Annotated in this window: 20 protein-coding genes; 12 read left to right on the top strand and 8 right to left on the bottom strand. The window is 46.2% G+C overall.

Going from position 1 to position 18,400, the window contains the following annotated elements; translation table 11 throughout:
- Window positions 1-4: 4 nt before the first annotated feature.
- Complete coding sequence (gene katX, locus LWH95_RS15240; RefSeq protein ID WP_133485491.1) at window positions 5-1,648, bottom strand: catalase KatX; 1,644 nt, start codon at window positions 1,646-1,648, stop codon at window positions 5-7.
- A gap of 127 nt (window positions 1,649-1,775) precedes the next feature.
- Here katX and LWH95_RS15235 point away from each other — a divergent pair, with 127 nt between their 5' ends.
- From LWH95_RS15235 to licH, 7 genes are all read left to right on the top strand, one after another.
- Window positions 1,776-2,366 (top strand): DNA-3-methyladenine glycosylase, encoded by a 591-nt coding sequence (locus tag LWH95_RS15235; RefSeq protein ID WP_232919912.1) that lies wholly within the window; start codon window positions 1,776-1,778, stop codon window positions 2,364-2,366.
- Between the two features lie 28 nt (window positions 2,367-2,394).
- Window positions 2,395-2,553, top strand: coding sequence for a hypothetical protein (locus LWH95_RS15230; RefSeq protein ID WP_009968374.1), 159 nt, complete (start codon window positions 2,395-2,397; stop codon window positions 2,551-2,553).
- Window positions 2,554-2,715: 162 nt separating this feature from the next.
- Window positions 2,716-4,641: a transcriptional regulator LicR gene (licR, locus tag LWH95_RS15225; protein WP_232919911.1), complete on the top strand. Its 1,926-nt coding sequence runs from the start codon at window positions 2,716-2,718 to the stop codon at window positions 4,639-4,641.
- Between the two features lie 128 nt (window positions 4,642-4,769).
- A complete protein-coding gene (gene licB / locus LWH95_RS15220) occupies window positions 4,770-5,078 on the top strand; it encodes a PTS lichenan transporter subunit IIB (RefSeq protein ID WP_003218755.1) in 309 nt (102 codons plus the stop codon).
- A 15-nt stretch (window positions 5,079-5,093) separates the two neighbouring features.
- A complete protein-coding gene (gene licC, locus LWH95_RS15215; RefSeq protein ID WP_060399799.1) occupies window positions 5,094-6,452 on the top strand; it encodes a PTS lichenan transporter subunit IIC in 1,359 nt (452 codons plus the stop codon).
- 18 nt (window positions 6,453-6,470) lie between these two features.
- A complete protein-coding gene (licA, locus tag LWH95_RS15210) occupies window positions 6,471-6,803 on the top strand; it encodes a PTS lichenan transporter subunit IIA (RefSeq protein WP_003236116.1) in 333 nt (110 codons plus the stop codon).
- Window positions 6,800-8,128, top strand: a complete 1,329-nt coding sequence (gene licH / locus LWH95_RS15205) for a 6-phospho-beta-glucosidase LicH (RefSeq protein ID WP_232919910.1) — start codon at window positions 6,800-6,802, stop codon at window positions 8,126-8,128. Before licA ends, licH begins: the two co-directional genes overlap by 4 nt.
- A 31-nt stretch (window positions 8,129-8,159) precedes the next feature.
- On the opposite strand, the gene LWH95_RS15200 is transcribed toward licH, so the two are convergent.
- The 7 genes from LWH95_RS15200 to LWH95_RS15170 all read right to left on the bottom strand — a co-directional run bounded on the left by LWH95_RS15200 (window position 8,160) and on the right by LWH95_RS15170 (window position 14,504).
- Window positions 8,160-9,251, bottom strand: a complete 1,092-nt coding sequence (locus LWH95_RS15200) for a branched-chain amino acid aminotransferase (RefSeq protein ID WP_232919909.1) — start codon at window positions 9,249-9,251, stop codon at window positions 8,160-8,162.
- Window positions 9,252-9,392: 141 nt separating this feature from the next.
- On the bottom strand, window positions 9,393-10,124 hold the full coding sequence (locus LWH95_RS15195; protein ID WP_232919908.1) for an SDR family oxidoreductase: 732 nt from the start codon (window positions 10,122-10,124) through the stop codon (window positions 9,393-9,395).
- An 86-nt stretch (window positions 10,125-10,210) separates the two neighbouring features.
- Entirely contained in the window at window positions 10,211-11,389 is a 1,179-nt protein-coding gene (dltD, locus tag LWH95_RS15190) for a D-alanyl-lipoteichoic acid biosynthesis protein DltD (protein ID WP_084994023.1), read from the bottom strand.
- Complete coding sequence (gene dltC, locus LWH95_RS15185; protein WP_003227325.1) at window positions 11,389-11,625, bottom strand: D-alanine--poly(phosphoribitol) ligase subunit DltC; 237 nt, start codon at window positions 11,623-11,625, stop codon at window positions 11,389-11,391. The genes dltD and dltC overlap by 1 nt, the downstream gene beginning before the upstream one ends.
- A gap of 16 nt (window positions 11,626-11,641) precedes the next feature.
- Window positions 11,642-12,829 carry a D-alanyl-lipoteichoic acid biosynthesis protein DltB gene (gene dltB / locus LWH95_RS15180; RefSeq protein WP_003236105.1) on the bottom strand — a complete coding sequence of 396 codons (1,188 nt, stop codon included), beginning with the start codon at window positions 12,827-12,829 and terminating at the stop codon, window positions 11,642-11,644.
- Window positions 12,826-14,337: a D-alanine--poly(phosphoribitol) ligase subunit DltA gene (gene dltA, locus LWH95_RS15175; RefSeq protein WP_133485506.1), complete on the bottom strand. Its 1,512-nt coding sequence runs from the start codon at window positions 14,335-14,337 to the stop codon at window positions 12,826-12,828. The genes dltB and dltA overlap by 4 nt, the downstream gene beginning before the upstream one ends.
- 17 nt (window positions 14,338-14,354) lie before the next feature.
- Complete coding sequence (locus LWH95_RS15170) at window positions 14,355-14,504, bottom strand: teichoic acid D-Ala incorporation-associated protein DltX (RefSeq protein ID WP_003227330.1); 150 nt, start codon at window positions 14,502-14,504, stop codon at window positions 14,355-14,357.
- A gap of 149 nt (window positions 14,505-14,653) precedes the next feature.
- Between LWH95_RS15170 and LWH95_RS15165 the strand changes: the two genes are divergently transcribed.
- The 5 genes from LWH95_RS15165 (at window position 14,654) to LWH95_RS15145 (ending at window position 18,382) form a co-directional block, all read left to right on the top strand.
- Complete coding sequence (locus LWH95_RS15165; RefSeq protein ID WP_032731716.1) at window positions 14,654-14,788, top strand: hypothetical protein; 135 nt, start codon at window positions 14,654-14,656, stop codon at window positions 14,786-14,788.
- Between the two features lie 160 nt (window positions 14,789-14,948).
- Window positions 14,949-15,884: a 1,4-dihydroxy-2-naphthoate polyprenyltransferase gene (locus LWH95_RS15160; RefSeq protein WP_133485508.1), complete on the top strand. Its 936-nt coding sequence runs from the start codon at window positions 14,949-14,951 to the stop codon at window positions 15,882-15,884.
- A 142-nt stretch (window positions 15,885-16,026) separates the two neighbouring features.
- Entirely contained in the window at window positions 16,027-16,659 is a 633-nt protein-coding gene (ywaC, locus tag LWH95_RS15155; protein ID WP_003222250.1) for a GTP pyrophosphokinase YwaC, read from the top strand.
- Window positions 16,660-16,797: 138 nt separating this feature from the next.
- Complete coding sequence (locus LWH95_RS15150) at window positions 16,798-18,012, top strand: MFS transporter (protein ID WP_232919907.1); 1,215 nt, start codon at window positions 16,798-16,800, stop codon at window positions 18,010-18,012.
- Window positions 17,999-18,382, top strand: coding sequence for a carboxymuconolactone decarboxylase family protein (locus LWH95_RS15145; protein ID WP_442860845.1), 384 nt, complete (start codon window positions 17,999-18,001; stop codon window positions 18,380-18,382). Before LWH95_RS15150 ends, LWH95_RS15145 begins: the two co-directional genes overlap by 14 nt.
- Window positions 18,383-18,400: the final 18 nt, after the last annotated feature.

Genomic DNA, 18,400 nt, shown 5'->3' with positions numbered 1-18,400 from the left:
GTTTTTAATATGGGTCAGACGGATGGCTTTCCTGTTCAGCTTGTTTTGTAGCCTGTTCCGTTTCTGTTGTGCCGATCGGTCCGTTGCTGTTGTTCTCGGAGGCCTTTTTCAGTCCTTCTGCCACGCGTTTCCCGTAGTCCGGATCAGCTTTTGTGAAATTCTCAATCATCTGATCCTGGATTTCTTTGCGGCATGTAGAAAGCGTATTAACCAGGTTCGTGATCAATTCGTTCCGTTCAAATTCAGTAAATCTCCGGTACGTTTCTCCGGCCTGTCCGAAGTTGTTCGTTCTGTCGATCGCCTCGCGCTTTACATCGCCCTCGACATGTGGCGTATGATCTTTTCCATCCTGCTTCGCTTCTTTCAGCCCGCCCATAATGGAGGGCTCATAGTTGACGTGCGGATTTTGGCCTTCTGCTCTATCCACCCGATATTGCATTTGCCCGCCTTCCTGGTTGGTGGCGACATGCTTTTTCGGCGAGTTGATCGGAAGCTGTAGGTAATTTGCGCCTACACGGTAGCGCTGCGTATCAGAGTAGGCAAACGTCCGGCCCTGAAGCAGCTTATCATCTGAGAAATCAAGTCCGTCAACAAGCACTCCCGTTCCGAAAGAAACTTGCTCCACTTCCGCATGGTAGTTTTCCGGGTTTTTATTAAGCACCAATTTGCCGATCGGCTTCCATGGGAAATCGTCTTTATACCACAGTTTTGTCGGATCGAGCGGGTCAAAGTCCAGTTCGGGATGCTCATCATCGCTCATAATTTGGGCATACACTTCCCACTCCGGATAATCTCCATTTTCAATTGCGTCATATAAATCCTGTGTGGCATGGTTAAAGTTTTTTCCTTGAATCTCTTCCGCTTCCTTCTGTGTCAGGTTGCGGATGCCCTGCTTCGGTTCGAAATGGTATTTCACGAGAACGGCCTTGCCTTCCTCATTCACCCACTTATAGGCGTGTACACCTGAACCCTGCATTTGCCTGTAGTTGGCTGGGATGCCCCAAGGCGAAAACAAGAAGGTGATCATATGTGTCGCTTCAGGAGACTGAGAAATGAAGTCGAAAATACGTTCACCATCTTGGATGTTGGTCACTGGATCAGGCTGAAATGCGTGCACCAGATCCGGAAATTTCAGCGGGTCGCGGATAAAAAAGATTTTCAGGTTGTTCCCGACTAAATCCCAGTTTCCGTCGTCGGTATAAAGCTTAACGGCAAAACCGCGCGGGTCTCTCAATGTTTCAGGTGAGTGTTTTCCATGATTCACCGTAGAAAAACGGACAAATGCCGGTGTTTTCTTGCCTTTTTCCTGAAAGAGCTTAGCCCGGGTGTATTTTGAAATCGGTTCGTCTCCAAAGCTTCCGTACGCTTCAAAATATCCGTGTGCACCCGCTCCTCTGGCATGAACAACCCGCTCAGGAATGCGTTCACGGTCAAAGTGACTGATTTTTTCGAGAAAATCATAGTTCTCAAGTGTTGTAGGCCCTCTATTCCCGACAGTTCTTACATTTTGGTTGTCAGTGACAGGGTGCCCCTGTCTGTTCGTTAAGGTATCCTCTGACTCGTTTTTCCCGGACGTCTTATGAGAAAGCGTATCCTCGCTGCTTTGGGCATTTGTTCCGTGATGTTTTTTCTGATGATCATCATTCATTGGTTGACCCTCCTTTTTTAACGGTAACAATATTCCCTGAATGGAAAGATTTTAAAACAGCCGTTTTTTTTCAGCTGCTTCGGGAATGGTACAATGGACAAAAATCGGTAAAAGGAGAGTTCGATTCGTGACAAGAGAAAAAGATCCGCTGCCCATCACGTTTTATCAAAAAACCGCTCTTGAGCTTGCCCCGTCGCTTCTTGGCTGCCTTCTGGTAAAAGAAACAGATGAGGGCACAGCGTCAGGCTATATTGTGGAAACAGAGGCCTATATGGGCGCCGGAGACAGAGCGGCCCACAGCTTTAACAACCGCCGGACGAAGCGGACTGAGGTTATGTTTGCGGAAGCCGGACGAGTGTATACATACGTGATGCACACCCATACGTTGCTGAATGTCGTTGCCGCAGAAGTGGATGTTCCGCAAGCGGTATTAATCAGGGCGATTGAGCCTCATGAAGGCCAGCTGTTAATGGAGGAGAGAAGGCCGGGCCGGCGTCCGAGGGAATGGACAAACGGGCCCGGAAAGCTGACGAAAGCGCTTGGCGTCACGATGAATGACTATGGACGCTGGATCACGGAACAGCCGCTTTACATTGAAAGCGGGTACACACCGGAAGAGATTTCTACCGGACCGCGCATCGGCATTGACAACAGCGGAGAGGCGCGCGATTATCCGTGGCGTTTCTGGGTGACGGGAAACAGGTACGTGTCACGTTAGCATGTTTAAGCAAAAGGCAATCAGGGGAATGGTTGAGAAAAAAGAAGGGAGAATCGGAGCTTTGAAAAAGATGATCAAAACCGTTATCAAATGGGCGCCGGTCATTTACCCGATTGTTCGAAAAATCATGAAGGATCGCAAGGCGTCTAAACAAAAGAACATGTCCGCTTCCCGAACAGCCGGCTGAATCCGGCTGTTTTTTTATGGGTCAGTTTTCCCTCTTGTCCCTCCGATGTTCATTGACTTGCCATTCGCCCCATTATAGAATTTATATACATTTCGCATTCCTTCATCATCCTTTCTGCCTATTCACTTTATCCCTGCATCTACTTGATAGGAGGTTTTTCTCATGCTTCATGGGCGACTTCGTGATATTTTGCGCTTGCTGATGGCGGCTGAAGCCCCGGTGACAAGCTCGTTTTTTGCCGCGCAATTAAACGTGACGACGCGGACGGTCCGCAATGATATAAAGGAATTGCAAGGCGTGCTAAGCGGTCATGGTGCCTTTGTCCAATCGGTAAGAGGCTCTGGTTACAAACTCCGCATTCACGACGAGCAGACATTCAGAATGCTGCTGCAAGATGTATTTCAGCAAAAAAAGGGCCTGCCGGTGTTGCCGGAGGAGAGAATGGCCTATCTCATGAAACGTCTGCTGCTGGCGGAGCATTACCTCAAGCTCGATGAATTGGCTGAAGAACTATTTATCTCAAAATCTACACTCCAAACGGATTTAAAAGAAGTAAAGAAACGTCTTCTGCCCTATCGCATCGTCATGGAAACACGCCCGAATTACGGCTTCAAGCTGCGCGGGGACGAGGTCCAGATGAGGTACTGTATGGCAGAGTACATTGTCGATGAAAGAGAAACAGAGATTGATGTTCTGAATGAAAAGGCTGATATATTGCCAGATGAAGAAATCGAAATCATCCGTTCAGCCATCCTGAAAAAAATCAAAAACGACCGCATCCCTCTGTCTAACTTAGGACTGAATAACCTCATCATCCATATTGCCATCGCTTGTAAACGGATCAGAACGGAAAACTACGTATCTCTTTTCCCGGAAGATATGGATCATATCCTGCATCAAAAAGAATACCTGGCTGCCGAAGCCATCGTAAAAGAGCTGGAATCAGCACTTGCCGTTACGTTTCCGAAAGACGAGACGGCCTATATCGCCATGCATCTCCTCGGCACAAAGCGAATGACACAACCACAATGCGGGGAGGATACATTTTCAATAGACGCAGAAATCGATCAGCTGACATTTGCTATGATAAAGGCCGTTGATCGGGAACTGAAGCTCGGCATCCTGCATGACAAAGAGCTGAAAATCGGCTTAGCGCTCCATATAAAGCCGGCGATCAGCCGCAACCGATACGGCATGAACCTGAGAAATCCGATGCTGGCAGCGATCAAGGAACACTATCCTCTCGCTTTTGAAGCCGGGATCGTTGCCGGAATGGTGATAAAGGAACAAACGGGCATCGACATTCATGAAAATGAAATTGGTTATTTGGCCCTCCACTTTGGCGCCGCGATTGAACGGAAAAAAACAGAAAGCCCGCCGAAGCGCTGTATCATTGTGTGCGCATCAGGTGCCGGGAGCGCTCAGCTACTGTGTGAAAAACTCCGCTCCAATTTCGGCAAACGGCTCGATATTCTAGGAACTGCTGAGTATTACAGTCTTGACCAGATGTCCTATGAATCCATTGATTTTGTCATCAGCACCATCCCGATCAAAAAAGAGCTCCCTGTACCAGTGCTGAAGGTCAACACACTCTTGGGCGGAACCGACTTTATAAAAATCGAATCCATTCTGAGTGATGAAAAAGAAAAAGCAGCCCGCTACCTGAAAAAAGAACTCGTGTTTTTCCAGAAGGATCTGCGCTCAAAAGAGGAAGTGATTCAATTTTTAGGGCAGAAAGCAGTTGATTGCGGCTATGCCGAAAAAGAAATCATAGAATCCATTTTTGAAAGAGAAGATATGTCGCCAACGTGCTTTGGCAATCTTGTTGCCATACCGCACCCGCTCGTTCCGCAGACAAAAACAACATTTTGGGCCGTTTGTACGCTCAAAAAACCGATAGATTGGGAGAATCAGCGTGTTCAATTTGTCTGTTTGCTTTGTGTCGAAAAGGAGAACAAAGCGGATTTGCAAAGCATGTATAAACTGCTTGGCAGCATTTTGGATGACCCGGCGGCGGTGAACCAACTGATCAAATGCCGTTCGTATCAAGAGCTTTCGGATGTGTTTGACCAAAAAATGCTGAACTGACAGCCTGTATATACCTTTTTTCCGTTTCCTGCGGAAAAACCTTGAGTGTTTATGAAAGCGATTTCATAATATGATGATATCAACAACAGGACATGACAAAATTGATCAAACTTTAGGGGGTCTTTTACATGAATATATTACTCGTTTGTGCAGCAGGCATGTCTACTAGCTTACTGGTGAGCAAGATGGAAAAAAGTGCGCAGGAACAAGGAAAAGACTATACCATTTGGGCAGTTTCAGGTGATTCTGTACAAAATCATATTGATAAAGCGGATGTATTGCTTCTCGGCCCGCAAGTCCGTTATATGCTTCCGCAGCTGAAAAAACTAGGAGAGTCAAAGGGGGTTCCGGTAGACGTCATTAATACCGTCCATTATGGCACGTGCAACGGGGCAGAAGTGCTGAAATCAGCTGAACAGCTTGGACATGTGTCATAGAGAGGGGCGGGCTATGTGAATAAAGTCAATCAGATCTTAGAAGAAAAGGTCATGCCTATAGCGGGAAGAATTGCGGGACAGCGCCATTTGCAGGCGCTGCGTGACGGTATCATCCTTACGATGCCGCTGATTATCATCGGTTCCTTTTTCCTCATCATCGGCAACCTCCCGATCCCGGGATACGCTGAGTTTATGGCAAAAACGTTTGGCAGCGCCTGGTCTGAAAAGCTGGCCTACCCAGTTGACGCCACCTTTGAAATTATGGGTCTGGTCGCCGCGTTCGGCATCGCCTACCGGCTCGCCGAGAAATACGGTGTTGATGCCTTGTCGGCCGGAGCTATTTCACTTGCGGCATTTTTGTTAGCGACACCGTATCAAGTGCCGTTTACGCCTGATGGTTCGACGAAAGAGATTATGGTTGGCGGCGGGATTCCGCTTTCACTCATGGGAAGCAAAGGCCTGTTTGTCGCCATGATTATCGCGATGGTATCAACAGAGATTTACCGCCTCATTATCCAGCGCAATTTGGTCTTCAAAATGCCGGACGGCGTTCCGCCGGCAGTCAGCAAGTCATTTGTCGCGTTAATCCCCGGCTTTGCCGTCATCTTCCTGATTTGGGCAGCCCGTCTGATTGTTGAAGCGACACCGTTTGAAAGCCTTCATAATATTGTAAGCGTTTTACTGGGAACGCCGCTTTCCATTCTTGGCGGAAGCCTCGGAGGCAGCCTTGTCGCAGAAGCCGTCAAAATGCTTTTATGGGCCTGCGGCCTTCACGGCGCCAACATTGTCGGCGGCGTCATGGCACCGATTTGGTACGGCGCCATGGATGCCAATAGGATCGCGTTCCAAGCGGGTGAGGAGCTGCCTAAGATTTTCACCCAGCAGTTTTTTGATATCTGGATTAATATCGGCGGAAGCGGAGCCACTTTGGCACTGGTTGTCACGATGTTCCTGCGCGCCCGAAGCAAACAAATGAAGCAGCTCGGAAAGCTTGCGATCGGGCCGGCCATCTTCAATATTAACGAACCGATTATTTTCGGAATGCCGATCGTCATGAACCCGATGCTCTTACTTCCGTTTATCATCACGCCGCTAGTCACAGTGACACTCACATACATCGGAATGAGCACCGGACTTGTTGCCAAACCGGCGGGTATCGCAGTTCCATGGACCATGCCGCCGATCTTTTCAGGCTATCTGGCGACAGGGGGAAAAGTCTCAGGTGCGGTCATGCAAGCCATTAATATCGCCGTATCCTTTGTTGTCTACTACCCGTTCTTTAGAATGTGGGATAAACAGAAGCTGAAAGAAGAAAACGATCTGGAGCTCGTCCAAACGCCTGCAGCATCAGATGACAAAGAAGCGGCTCTGTAGAGAAAGGAAGTGAATCGCGTGAATGAGAATATGGAGCAAATCATTTTTCAAATTATCCTTCACGGAGGAAACGGAAGGAGCTCGGCAATGGAGGCCATTGCCGCTGCGAAAAGCGGTGACGCAGAAGAAGCGCGGAAAAAGCTTCAAGAGTCGGCAGAAGAATTAACAAAAGCCCATCATTATCAGACAGAGCTGATCCAAAATGAAGCGGGCGGAGAAAAAACGGAAATGACGCTTCTGATGGTGCATGCACAGGATCATTTAATGAATGCGATGACAGTGAAGGATCTGGCGGCGGAGTTCATTGAGTTATATGAAAAAATCACTGAGCAAAGGGGAGCAAGCATATGACAAAAGGATTGAAGATTGTAACGATTGGCGGAGGTTCAAGCTACACGCCAGAGCTCGTGGAAGGGTTCATTAAACGGTATGATGAGCTGCCTGTCCGTGAATTATGGCTCGTCGATATCCCTGAGGGCGAAGAAAAGCTGAATATTGTCGGCACGCTCGCCAAACGGATGGTTGAAAAAGCCGGCGTCCCGATCGACATTCACCTTACGCTCGACCGGAGAAAAGCGCTGAAAGACGCAGACTTTGTCACGACTCAATTCCGTGTCGGGCTTCTGCAGGCAAGAGCTAAGGATGAACGCATCCCATTAAAATATGACGTCATCGGCCAGGAAACGAACGGCCCGGGAGGCCTGTTTAAAGGGTTGCGAACGATTCCGGTCATCCTTGAGATCGCAAAGGATATCGAAGAGCTCTGCCCGAACGCATGGCTCGTCAATTTCACAAACCCTGCCGGCATGGTGACAGAGGCCTTGCTTCGCTACTCTAACCTGAAGAAAGTCGTCGGTCTCTGTAACGTTCCGATCGGCATCAAAATGGGTGTGGCCAAAGCGCTTGACGTAGATGTGAACCGCGTAGAAGTCCAATTCGCCGGATTAAATCACATGGTGTTCGGACTGGATGTTTTCTTGGACGGCGTAAGTGTGAAGGATCAAGTAATCGAAGCGATGGGTGATCCGAAAAACGCAATGACGATGAAAAACATCTCAGGAGCAGAGTGGGAGCCGGACTTTTTAAAAGCGCTCGATATCATCCCTTGCGGCTACCACCGTTACTATTTCAAAACAAAAGAGATGCTGGAGCATGAACTGGAAGCATCACAAACGGAAGGCACCCGCGCTGAAGTTGTGCAGAAGGTCGAAAAAGAGCTGTTCGAACTTTACAAAAATCCGAACCTTGCGATCAAACCGCCGCAGCTGGAAAAACGGGGCGGTGCTTACTACAGCGATGCAGCGTGTAACTTGATCAGCTCCATTTACAATGATAAACACGACATTCAGCCGGTGAACACGGTCAATAACGGCGCAATCGCCAGCATCCCAGACGATTCCGCGGTTGAAGTGAACTGCGTGATGACGAAAAACGGCCCTAAGCCAATAGCTGTCGGCGACTTGCCAGTGTCTGTCCGGGGCCTCGTTCAGCAAATCAAATCCTTTGAGCGTGTCGCGGCAGAAGCGGCGGTCACAGGCGACTATCAAACAGCACTCCTCGCCATGACGATTAACCCGCTCGTTCCATCCGATACTGTGGCTAAACAGATTTTAGACGAAATGCTGGAGGCGCACAAAGCGTACCTGCCGCAGTTCTTTAACAAAATTGAAGCGTAAAAAAGCCGGTCCTCAGTGGCCGGTTTTTTTCTTATTTGCTTTCAGTCAGCGCTGCAACTTCAGTCGTCCATCCGAATTCATCCGCGACAGTGCCTTTTTGAATGCCTGTAATCGTGTCATATAGTTTTTTTGCGATTTCTCCTGTTTCACCGTTGTTAATCGATAGTGTTTCATCCTGCCAGATCAGCTCACCGACCGGGGAAATAACAGCAGCTGTACCGGTTCCGAAGGCTTCTTCAAGGATGCCGTCTTTATGGGCTTGGATGACCTCATCGATCGCAATTTTCCGTTCTGAAACGGAAAGGCCCCAATGCTTAAGCAAGGCGATGACGGAATTGCGCGTAATGCCTTCCAGGATGCTTCCGTTCAACATTGGCGTTACAATTTCACCGTTGATTTTGAAGAAGATGTTCATGCTTCCGACTTCTTCGATGTATTTCTTTTCAATCCCGTCCAGCCAGAGTACTTGAGAAAATCCTTTCTCTTCGGCTACCTGCTGCGCTTTTAAGCTTGAAGCGTAGTTCCCTGCGGTTTTGGCATTTCCCGTTCCGCCTTTTACCGCACGGACAAATTCACTTTCAACAGCGATTTTGACCGGCTTGATGCCTTCTTTGTAATATGAGCCGACCGGAGAAAGAATGATAAAGAGCTTATACGTATGAGATGCCGCAACACCAAGGAAAGGCTCGGTGGCGATGATGAACGGACGGATATAAAGGGACGTGCCCTCCGTATTCGGAATCCAGTCTTTATCGATCGCAACAAGCTGTTTTAAGCCTTCGAGAACCTGTTCTTCATCGATTTGCGGGATGCAGAGGCGGTCGTTTGATTGATTCAGGCGCTCCATATTTTTTTCCGGTCTGAAAAGCAGGACATGGTCATCCTCTGATACGTAAGCCTTTAACCCTTCAAACACGGTTTGGCCGTAGTGATATACCATTGCCGCTGGGTCCATTGAAATAGATTGATAAGGAATGATTCTTGGGTCGTACCATCCTTTATCCGCCGCGTAGTCCATTACAAACATGTGGTCTGTAAACACTCTTCCGAACGAAAGCTGATTTGGATCTGGTTTCGGTTTTTTGGTTGATGTCAATTCAACACGAATCGTTTGTTTAGTCATGGTCAATCTCCCTGCTGTTAAATTGTTTATATTATCAAACTTATTTGAAAATAATTTATATTCTATTGTATACCTTCAACAAATATTCGCAATAGGTTTGCTCAAATTTGTAAGAAATTCATAAGAAAAAAGCAGGAGAAATTAATTCTCCTGCGTGTTCATTTGTTCGAACACCCTGTCATAATCGGCGCGAGTGGCATTCCGAAGACCTTCAACACGTTCATTTGTAATCTCTTGTTTGCCTTCTTTCAAGCCGTCCAAGAAATATTGAACATATTCTTCAGCTGAAATGCCGCGGTATGTCAGGCCTTGTTTATCGCGTGATTTTTGGTTTAATCCCGTGTCCACCATAGGAGGCGCCATTTCAATCACTTCCACGCTCGTATCGCGAAGCTGGTGTCTGAGCGTAAGCGAGAACGAGTGAAGCGCCGCTTTTGTTGCACAGTACACCGGATAAACAGCTAACGGGTTAAACGCAAGCCCCGACGTGACCTGAACAATTGCCGCGTCGGGCTGCTTCATCAAATGAGGTGTGAAAAGAGCTGATAAATGGACAGGCGCTTGGAAATTAAGTTCAATTTCATCTCCGTCCTCAAAAAGCTCCTCTGTGATGCCGGCGTTATTGACGAGAACATTCAGGTTCGGAAATTTCTTTAGAGCCCATTCAAACAATGCTTCCCGCTGCGAACGGTCTGCAACATCACATTGCTTTGTATGGATGTTTGGGAGCTGCTGCTTTGCTTCTGTAAGACGCGCTTCGCTGCGTCCGCAAATCACGACTTCATTACCGAGCTCCAGCAGCCGCTTGGCCAGTTCAAGCCCAATGCCTGCGGAACCCCCTGTAATTAAAACCGTATTGCCTGTCATCTTCATTGATGTACACCTCTTACTAGTTGGCTGTGATTCCTTTACTATTTCAAATCTTAGCGGGAAATATGCAGCAGCGTCCTACGAGATGCTCAGGATGAAGTGACTTTTCCGGTTTTATAAAATTCGTCAATTGCTTTATCGACGTAAACCCAGCCTTTCCAGCCGATGTGGATGGTATCTTTCATGAAATACGGGTCATATTCATGTCCTGAAAAATCAGCAACCTGGAAGCCCTTCGCTCTAATCTGTTTATTCACTTTTTTGTAATAGTCGGTGCGGCCTTTTTTCGGGAAGCCTGTGTAGTCGTACCATTTTCCGTTAACAGGGATGGTGACAAACATAGGCTCTGCACCCGCATCCTTCAGGATATCAAGCATCATTTCAAAGTCGCCGTATTCCGGTGACACCGCATACGATCTTCCTTTGTTTTTCCCTTTCAGCTTTGGCACTTTCGGCTTCAGCTTTTTATAAACTGGATTGTCGATATGAAAATCGTTAGATCCGGAGTGGCGTTTGCCTGATTGATCTGCGAGTTTATTTAATTCAGACCATGACTTATCCTTTACTGACTGCGAGATATAACGCTTTGGCCCGGATGATTCCGTCGCTGAATAATACATGTCTTTCTTTTCCAGCATGCTGTAATAGACTTTTGCCGCCGGCTTCAGCGCGTTTGCTTTCCATGTCTGGCCGTTTACCATTGCTTTGTACAGCTCGGAAAGAATCGCGTCGTTTTGCACGGCCTTAAAGCGCAGCATGCGTTTCATCATTTTCTTTTTCACATCAGGGTCGATCTGCTCGTTAAATGCCAAATCTAGCCCTTGCAGCGCAGAATAGTTCGGGGCGAAATGCTGTTCATCAGACCCGCGCTTAATAAACCATTGCGGAGACACGATGAATACGATTTTTTTGCCTTTCAGCTGATCCATATGGGCAGCGAAGTTTAAAGAATGAATCAATGACTGGGACCCGCCTTTGCCGACAAGGTATGGCGTGAACCCCTCATTGTTTACTTGAAAATAATTAGATGGGTGGAACTCGTCCAGCCGGGAAAGCTCAGAAGACCCGTAAATCGGAAGATATGTCGGATCTTTGAGCATTTGATCTTGTAAATAAAGCCCTTGAAACATACTTGGGTTCAAGGCTGTTGCTGACTCTTTCACCCGTTTATCGGTGATGAAGCCTGTCAGCCATGAAGATGGAATTGCGATGGCGCCTGCGAATAGAATAAACGCCAAAATAATTGGACCGAAAAAACGCTTTTTCATTATTTCAACTCAGACAGCTGATTTACAATGTTGTTAGGCGTATTCCAAACATCCCGGTCAAATTCAGTGATCGGCACTAAAATATCAAAACGGTTTTCAATCGCAAGCAACAATTCTACTGTTCCAAAAGAATCAAGCAAACCTTCTTCAAAAATTTCAATATCAGGATTTTCCTTTACGATGTCATCCTGGCAAACCTCTGCTAAAACGTCTAATACCTCTTGTTTAAAATCCATAGCTTTCTAATCTCCTTTAATGGTGGTGATGAAATAATTTTCCTGAGAAAATATAAAACCCGAAGCAAACGAAGTGGAACGTAATCACAATAGCGAGAACGGTTGTCCAGCGGTTGGACGGCAGCCATTTATATTTCTTATTCCACTTCTCGAAAAAGTTGTAACACGTCATCAGCACGGCGTGATAGAGGCCGTAGATGATATATTGCGGCGCAAGCCCGTGCCAAACCCCCATCAGCATAAACAGCAGGAAATACCCGATGTTTGAGACAGCCATACGGTTTTTGATCCACTTTTTCTTTGTCATCCAAAATACGAATCTCATAAACACATAATCTCTAAACCAAAATGACAGAGACATATGCCAGCGATTCCAGAAATCTTTAATATTTTTACTGATAAACGGTTTATTAAAGTTTTCCGGTGATTTAATGCCCATGATATAGCTGACCCCGACGGCAAACATCGTGTAGCCGGCGAAATCAAAGAATAAATACATGCTGTAGCCGTACATGTACAGCAGGTTCCCAAGAATCTTATTGTGCGTGATCGCGGGAAGATTCATGATGAAGTACGTATTGATTGCATAGCCGATAATAAACTTGTACAGGAAACCGATAAAGATCTTATGAATCCCTGTATACAATAGGTCGGCGTATTCTTCTTTCGTCCAAGCCTTCTGTTCATCCTTGACGAACCGGCGGTATCTGTCGATCGGACCGGAGGAAATCGTCGGGAAAAACAGGATGAAATACAGCAGGCGGTGCAGCGGCAGCTGTTCCTTCAGCAGACCGTCTCTTGCTTCCATAATCAGCTGAACGCCTTTAAAGGTTAAATACGAAATCCCTAAAAAGCTGATCAGGTTATGTGGCGGGTGATGCGGCTGCGGGTGTGAAAGAAACGGCCATATTTTTGACAAGAATAAAGGCAGAATCGCCGCGATAACAGCTCCGCAAAAGACAAAGCCGCTGTTCGCTTTCTGCCGGTACGCCAGATAGCCGCTGATCAGGAGCACCTGCCATATCGTAAACAGACACAGTGCGATGACCCCGTGTAAGTCGTGCGAAAAAATTAAAGCCAATATAATGATAGATATGAACATGTTGTATGCTTGAAATCTTTTTCCGTTCAGGCCGAGAATGATCGTCGGCAGAAGAAGAATGCCAAGCAGTATAAAGAATAAAAACGAGCTGTAAGGCGTCATACAAGAACCTCTTCGCCGATGCGCTTCCGGTCAATTTTGCCGTTGGCCGTCATTTGAATGTGATCCTGATAGATGAATTTTCTCGGGATCATATACGCCGGAAGGGAAGCGGCAAGCTCTTTTTTAATGGCGCTTGTCAGCTGGAATTCCTTCTGGAACTCATGCTCCTCAGGCACAACAGCAGCGATCAGGTACTCGACTGTTCCGTTTGGCTGATACGGAATCACAACAGCAGAACGAACGTACTGAGACTGTCTGACATGGAACTCGATTTCCTCAAGCTCCATTCGGTAGCCGTGAAGTTTAATTTGGAAATCCAAACGTCCTTGGCAGAAAATCTGACCATCTTGGATATAGCCAGCATCGCCAGTACGGTATGCCCACTGTCCTTCATAAGAGAAAAAAGCTTTTTCCGTCAGCTCTGGCTCACCAAGGTAGCCTCGGCTTACGCTCGGCCCTGCAATGACGATTTCTCCTTTTTCTCCTTCAGGAAGCGGCTGTCCCTGTTCATCCATAATGAAAATGTTCATATCTGGCTTGGCGAAGCCGACTGGAAGCGATTCGTTGCGGCTGATGACGTCACTTGTAATTTCAACGGATGTGACAGCCACTGTTGCTTCAGTCGGACCGTACGTATTAAAGATTTTCGCTTTCGGAAAACGCTCAAGCAGCGCATTTGCCACAGAAACCGGAAGAACCTCTCCGCAAAACATAAATGTGTCTGCATCTGGCAGCAGGTCTTGTGAAAAACCCGGGTCCATCAGGCACATCTGCACAAAGGAAGGCGTTGATGTCCACACATTCAGCCCGGACTTCTTCAGCTCTTCGAATAAGATTTTCGGCTTATTTACAGCATCCTTTGTCACGCAGTGTAAAGTCCCGCCTGATTGAAGGCATGGATAAAGATCCATGACAGATAAATCAAATGAAAACGGCGCTTGGTTTAAAAATGTTTTTCCTCCGTTGACTGGAAAGTCTGCACAAATCCAGTCTGTGAAGCTTTGAAGATTCGCCGCGGAAATCTGCACGCCTTTTGGATTTCCCGTGCTTCCGGAAGTGTAAATGATGTAAAATGTCTCATGTTCCTTGACCCATTGATCTTGGCTGACAGAGCCGCCTTCGTTTTCCAGCAGTTCTTCTGCTGAAACCGTCTGAATCTGCTGGCTGTCTGTATCAATTGAAAGTCCGGCTGCATGGATCAGCAATTCTGCTCCAGAGCTTTCGATAATTTTCGCAATCCGCTCGGACGGAATGGACAGATCAACCGGAATATAAGGGTGTCCCGCTTTGACGCTTCCTAAGAAGGAAACGATCATGCAGGGCTCCATATGGCCGTACACAAGGATAGGAGATTTCTTTTCCCCAGAAATGCGTTTTTGAATCGCGGCAGCCGCTCGGTCAGACTGCTCCCATAATTCCTGATACGTGAGCGACTGGCCTTGAGAGCGGAAGGCATCGGTTTGCGGATAAGATTCCGCATGTGTTTGAATAGCATGTAAAAGTTTCATAGTTATTCTCTCTCCAATTAGAAATCGTTATAAATATATGAACCGGTATTCGCGGTGTGAAAACCATACATAAAAAACAAAACAAGCAGTATCATCAAATAAAATCCTGTATGACATGTCCACTTGACAGCGGGCTTTTCATACAGCTGTTTCATCAATTGCAGCATATCAAAAATTCCCTTCCCGTTTTTTCGACAATCACATGAGTATTTGACGATTAGATGCTCAAAAAGTTTCATTTTTTCCCTAATCTCCCTCAAAATAATATATCGGCGTCTGCTTTTGAAAATGAAACTTTATACCTGCAAGGGCAAGAATGGAAAGTCTCGAGCTGATTTATAATAAAGGAAAACCTACATGGAGTCAAAAGATCTTTTTAACTTTTAAAAAGCGTAATGTACTTAAAAAAATTTTTCTGTACCTATTCGTTCGGGTAAAAGCAGAAACCTAATGAAATCGGGGCGGAAAGCGTATAATAAGAAAGAAAACGCCTTCTTGTGGTATCTTGTGAAATGAAGGAGAAGTCATTATGATAGATAAGGAAGCAAAAGGAGTTTTTATCAAGCTGCCGGCTGAAAAAAGTAAGCCTTTTAATAGAAAGGAAGAGGAAGATGAACCAAACAAATAAGGGTGAGGGTCAGACAGCGCCGGAAAAAGAAAGCATGGGGCAGATCCTTTGGCAGTTAACCCGTCCTCATACGTTAACCGCATCGTTTGTGCCTGTGCTGCTCGGAACGGTTTTGGCGATGTTTTATGTGAAGGTTGATCTGCTGCTGTTTCTGGCTATGCTGTTTTCTTGCTTATGGATTCAAATTGCGACGAACTTATTTAATGAATACTATGATTTTAAACGCGGGCTAGATACAGCAGAATCTGTCGGAATCGGAGGTGCGATTGTACGCCACGGAATGAAGCCTAAGACGATTTTGCAATTAGCCCTCGCATCATACGGGATTGCCATTCTGCTTGGTGTCTATATTTGCGCAAGCAGCAGCTGGTGGCTCGCTCTGATCGGCCTTGTCGGCATGGCCATCGGCTACCTGTATACTGGCGGGCCGCTGCCGATTGCATATACGCCGTTCGGTGAGTTATTCTCAGGCATTTGCATGGGTTCAGTGTTTGTGCTGATTTCGTTTTTCATTCAGACAGATATGATCAACACACAAAGCATTTTGATTTCGATCCCGATTGCGATTCTTGTCGGCGCGATTAACCTGTCGAACAACATCCGCGATATTGAAGAGGACAAAAAAGGCGGACGCAAAACATTGGCGATTTTGATGGGGCATAAGGGAGCTGTCACTCTCTTAGCTGCGTCGTTTGCTGTCGCTTATATTTGGGTTGTCGGCTTGGTCATTACCGGTGCCGCAAGCCCGTGGCTGTTTGTCGTCTTTTTGAGCGTGCCTAAGCCGGTTCAGGCAGTAAAGGGCTTCGTCCAAAAAGAATTGCCGATGAATATGATTGTCGCAATGAAATCAACAGCCCAAACGAATACATTTTTCGGATTCCTGCTATCGATCGGATTATTGATCAGCTACTTCCGATAAAACCGAAAGACCGCCCGTTTCGTGCGGTCTTTTTTTGTTACATTCGACAGTATTTTGTAAAAAAATTCATAGAACCTTGCAGCAGGCAGGCACGTCTAGTACATGGACAGCGGATAAAGATCCGTTAAAGGAGATGACGAAAATGGATTTATCTGTAACACATATGGACGATTTAAAAACGGTAATGGAAGATTGGAAAAATGAATTATTAGTTTATAAATTTGCGCTTGATGCGCTGGATACAAAGTTCTCAATTATCAGCCAGGAATATAATCTCATTCACGGACACAACCCGATTGAACATACGAAATCCCGTGTCAAAAGCTTTGAAAGCATCGTGAATAAATTAATGAGAAAGGGCTGTGAGATTACGACAAAGGAAATGAAGGAGCACATCAACGACATTGCCGGTGTGCGCATCATTTGTTCCTTTATTTCTGATATTTATAATGTCGTTAACGTCTTAAAGCAGCATGAAGATTTGAGAATCGTAAAGGTGAAGGATTATATTCAGACGCCAAAACCGAACGGCTACCGAAGCCTGCATTTAATTATTGAGATGCCTGTGAATTTAACGAACCGTGTGGAATACGTCAAAGCAGAAATTCAAATCAGGACGATCGCGATGGATTTCTGGGCGAGCCTTGAACATAAAATTTACTATAAATTGAACAATGACGTTCCTAAGCAATTAACAGATGAGCTGAAGGAAGCCGCGGAGATCGCCCATTATTTAGATGAGAAAATGCTTGGGATTAAGAAAGAAGTGGATTGATGAACGTTATATTTTACAAAAGCGAAGCCTGACAAGGTTTCGCTTTTTTGCTTTGCTAGTACTTTCTATACCAGTATAAACTCACTTCTGTTTCTATGATTGCACCTGCTTTATCATGCATGAAGAAAGGAGGCAAACATGAAACATTCCATTTCATTATCGAGAGGTTTGATCTTTCTGATGGCGGTGACTAGCGGGTTTACTGTCGCTAATGTCTATATCAATCAAACATTGCTTGTCAGCATGGCAGGCACGTTTCATGTGACCGCGGCACAAGCTGGGATGATTGCTACATTAGCGCAGATCGGCTATGCGGCGGGGAATCTGCTGCTTGTTCCATTAGGAGATCTATTTGAACGCCGCCGCTTCATTGTGAGCCTGCTGTTCTTAGTGGGGGTTTGCTCAGCCGCTTCAGCGTTAGCTGTAAGCTTTTCATGGCTGGCCGTCACAAATTTATTGCTGGGGTTCTTCACGATTATTCCTCAAATCCTTGTGCCGTTTGCGGCAGGTTTAGCAAATGACAAGAACAGAGGAAAAGTACTCGGAAACGTAGCTATCGGCTTGGTTTGCGGAATATTAGGTGCGAGAGTGGTCAGCGGGGCGATAGATGCCCAATATGGCTGGCGTGTGATGTATTGGATTGCCTGTGCAGCAGCCGTCATCATTATGCTGATCATTCGCTTCTGCTTTCCGAAAAGCAAAGGGACACATGCCGTTGGTTATGGAAAACTCATTTCTTCATTATTTCCGCTTTTGATCAAGGAGAAAGCATTAAGAAAAGCATGTGTAAACCAAGGCTTCATGTTCGGCGCCTTCAGTTTATTTTGGACGACGTTAGTGTTTATGGTGAGTGAACCGCCATTCTCGTTTGGCAGCCAGACTGCCGGAACAATCGGTTTGGTGGGGATTGGCGGGGCTTTTGCGACTCCTCTGATCGGCCGGATTATTGATCAAAAAGGAGCGGCTTTTGCCAACAAGCTTTGTATGTCTTTTACCTTATTGTCATTTGTATTGTTAATGGCGGGCCGGACCTCAATGCTTGTGATTGTGCTGGGCGCTTTATTCATCACTATGGGCATTCAGGCGAACCAGGTGGCATGTCAGGCGGAGATTTTCCAGTTGTCCGCTGATATGAGAAGCAGATTGAATGGCATCTTTATGGTCAGCACGTTTTTAGGCGGCGCCTTGGGGTCGTATGCAGGCGGTGCAGTCTGGATGCTGTTTCATTGGAACGGCGTTTGTATTCTGGGGATGATCATGATTGGTATTGCCTTCAGTTCAAGGATTACCATAAATCGAGCTGCTAAACAAAGCGATATCAGAAGGGAGATAGAAGCTGGTGCAAACAAGTGAACATTATAAAAAAGGGTTAGATATTCTAAAACAAATTGATGAGGAGAACTATGAAGCGATCGTAGACAGTTTTAAACAATCCATCGCTCTGGACCTTGGTGTGCTTGCTGTGGAGTTTAATTACGGACAGATTTTTTCAAGACCGGGCCTTGATCTGAAATCCAGATTATTAGCAACAGTTGCCGGATTGACTGCATTGGGCAATACGCAACAGTTAAAATTCTATATTAACGGAGCCCTGAATGTCGGATGGACACAAGAAGAACTCATAGAAGTGATGATGCAGATGATTATTTACTCAGGATTCCCGAATGCGCTGAATACCATTTTGCCTGTGGCTGCGGAAGTATTTGCAGAACGAAACAAATAATATAAAAACCTTCTCCTT

The sequence above is a fragment of the Bacillus sp. G16 genome, from assembly GCF_021282335.1.
Classification (GTDB): Bacteria; Bacillota; Bacilli; order Bacillales; family Bacillaceae; genus Bacillus; species Bacillus inaquosorum.
The sequence above is the reverse complement of the archived record's forward strand: the minus strand, read 5'-3'. Positions and strand labels throughout refer to the sequence as shown.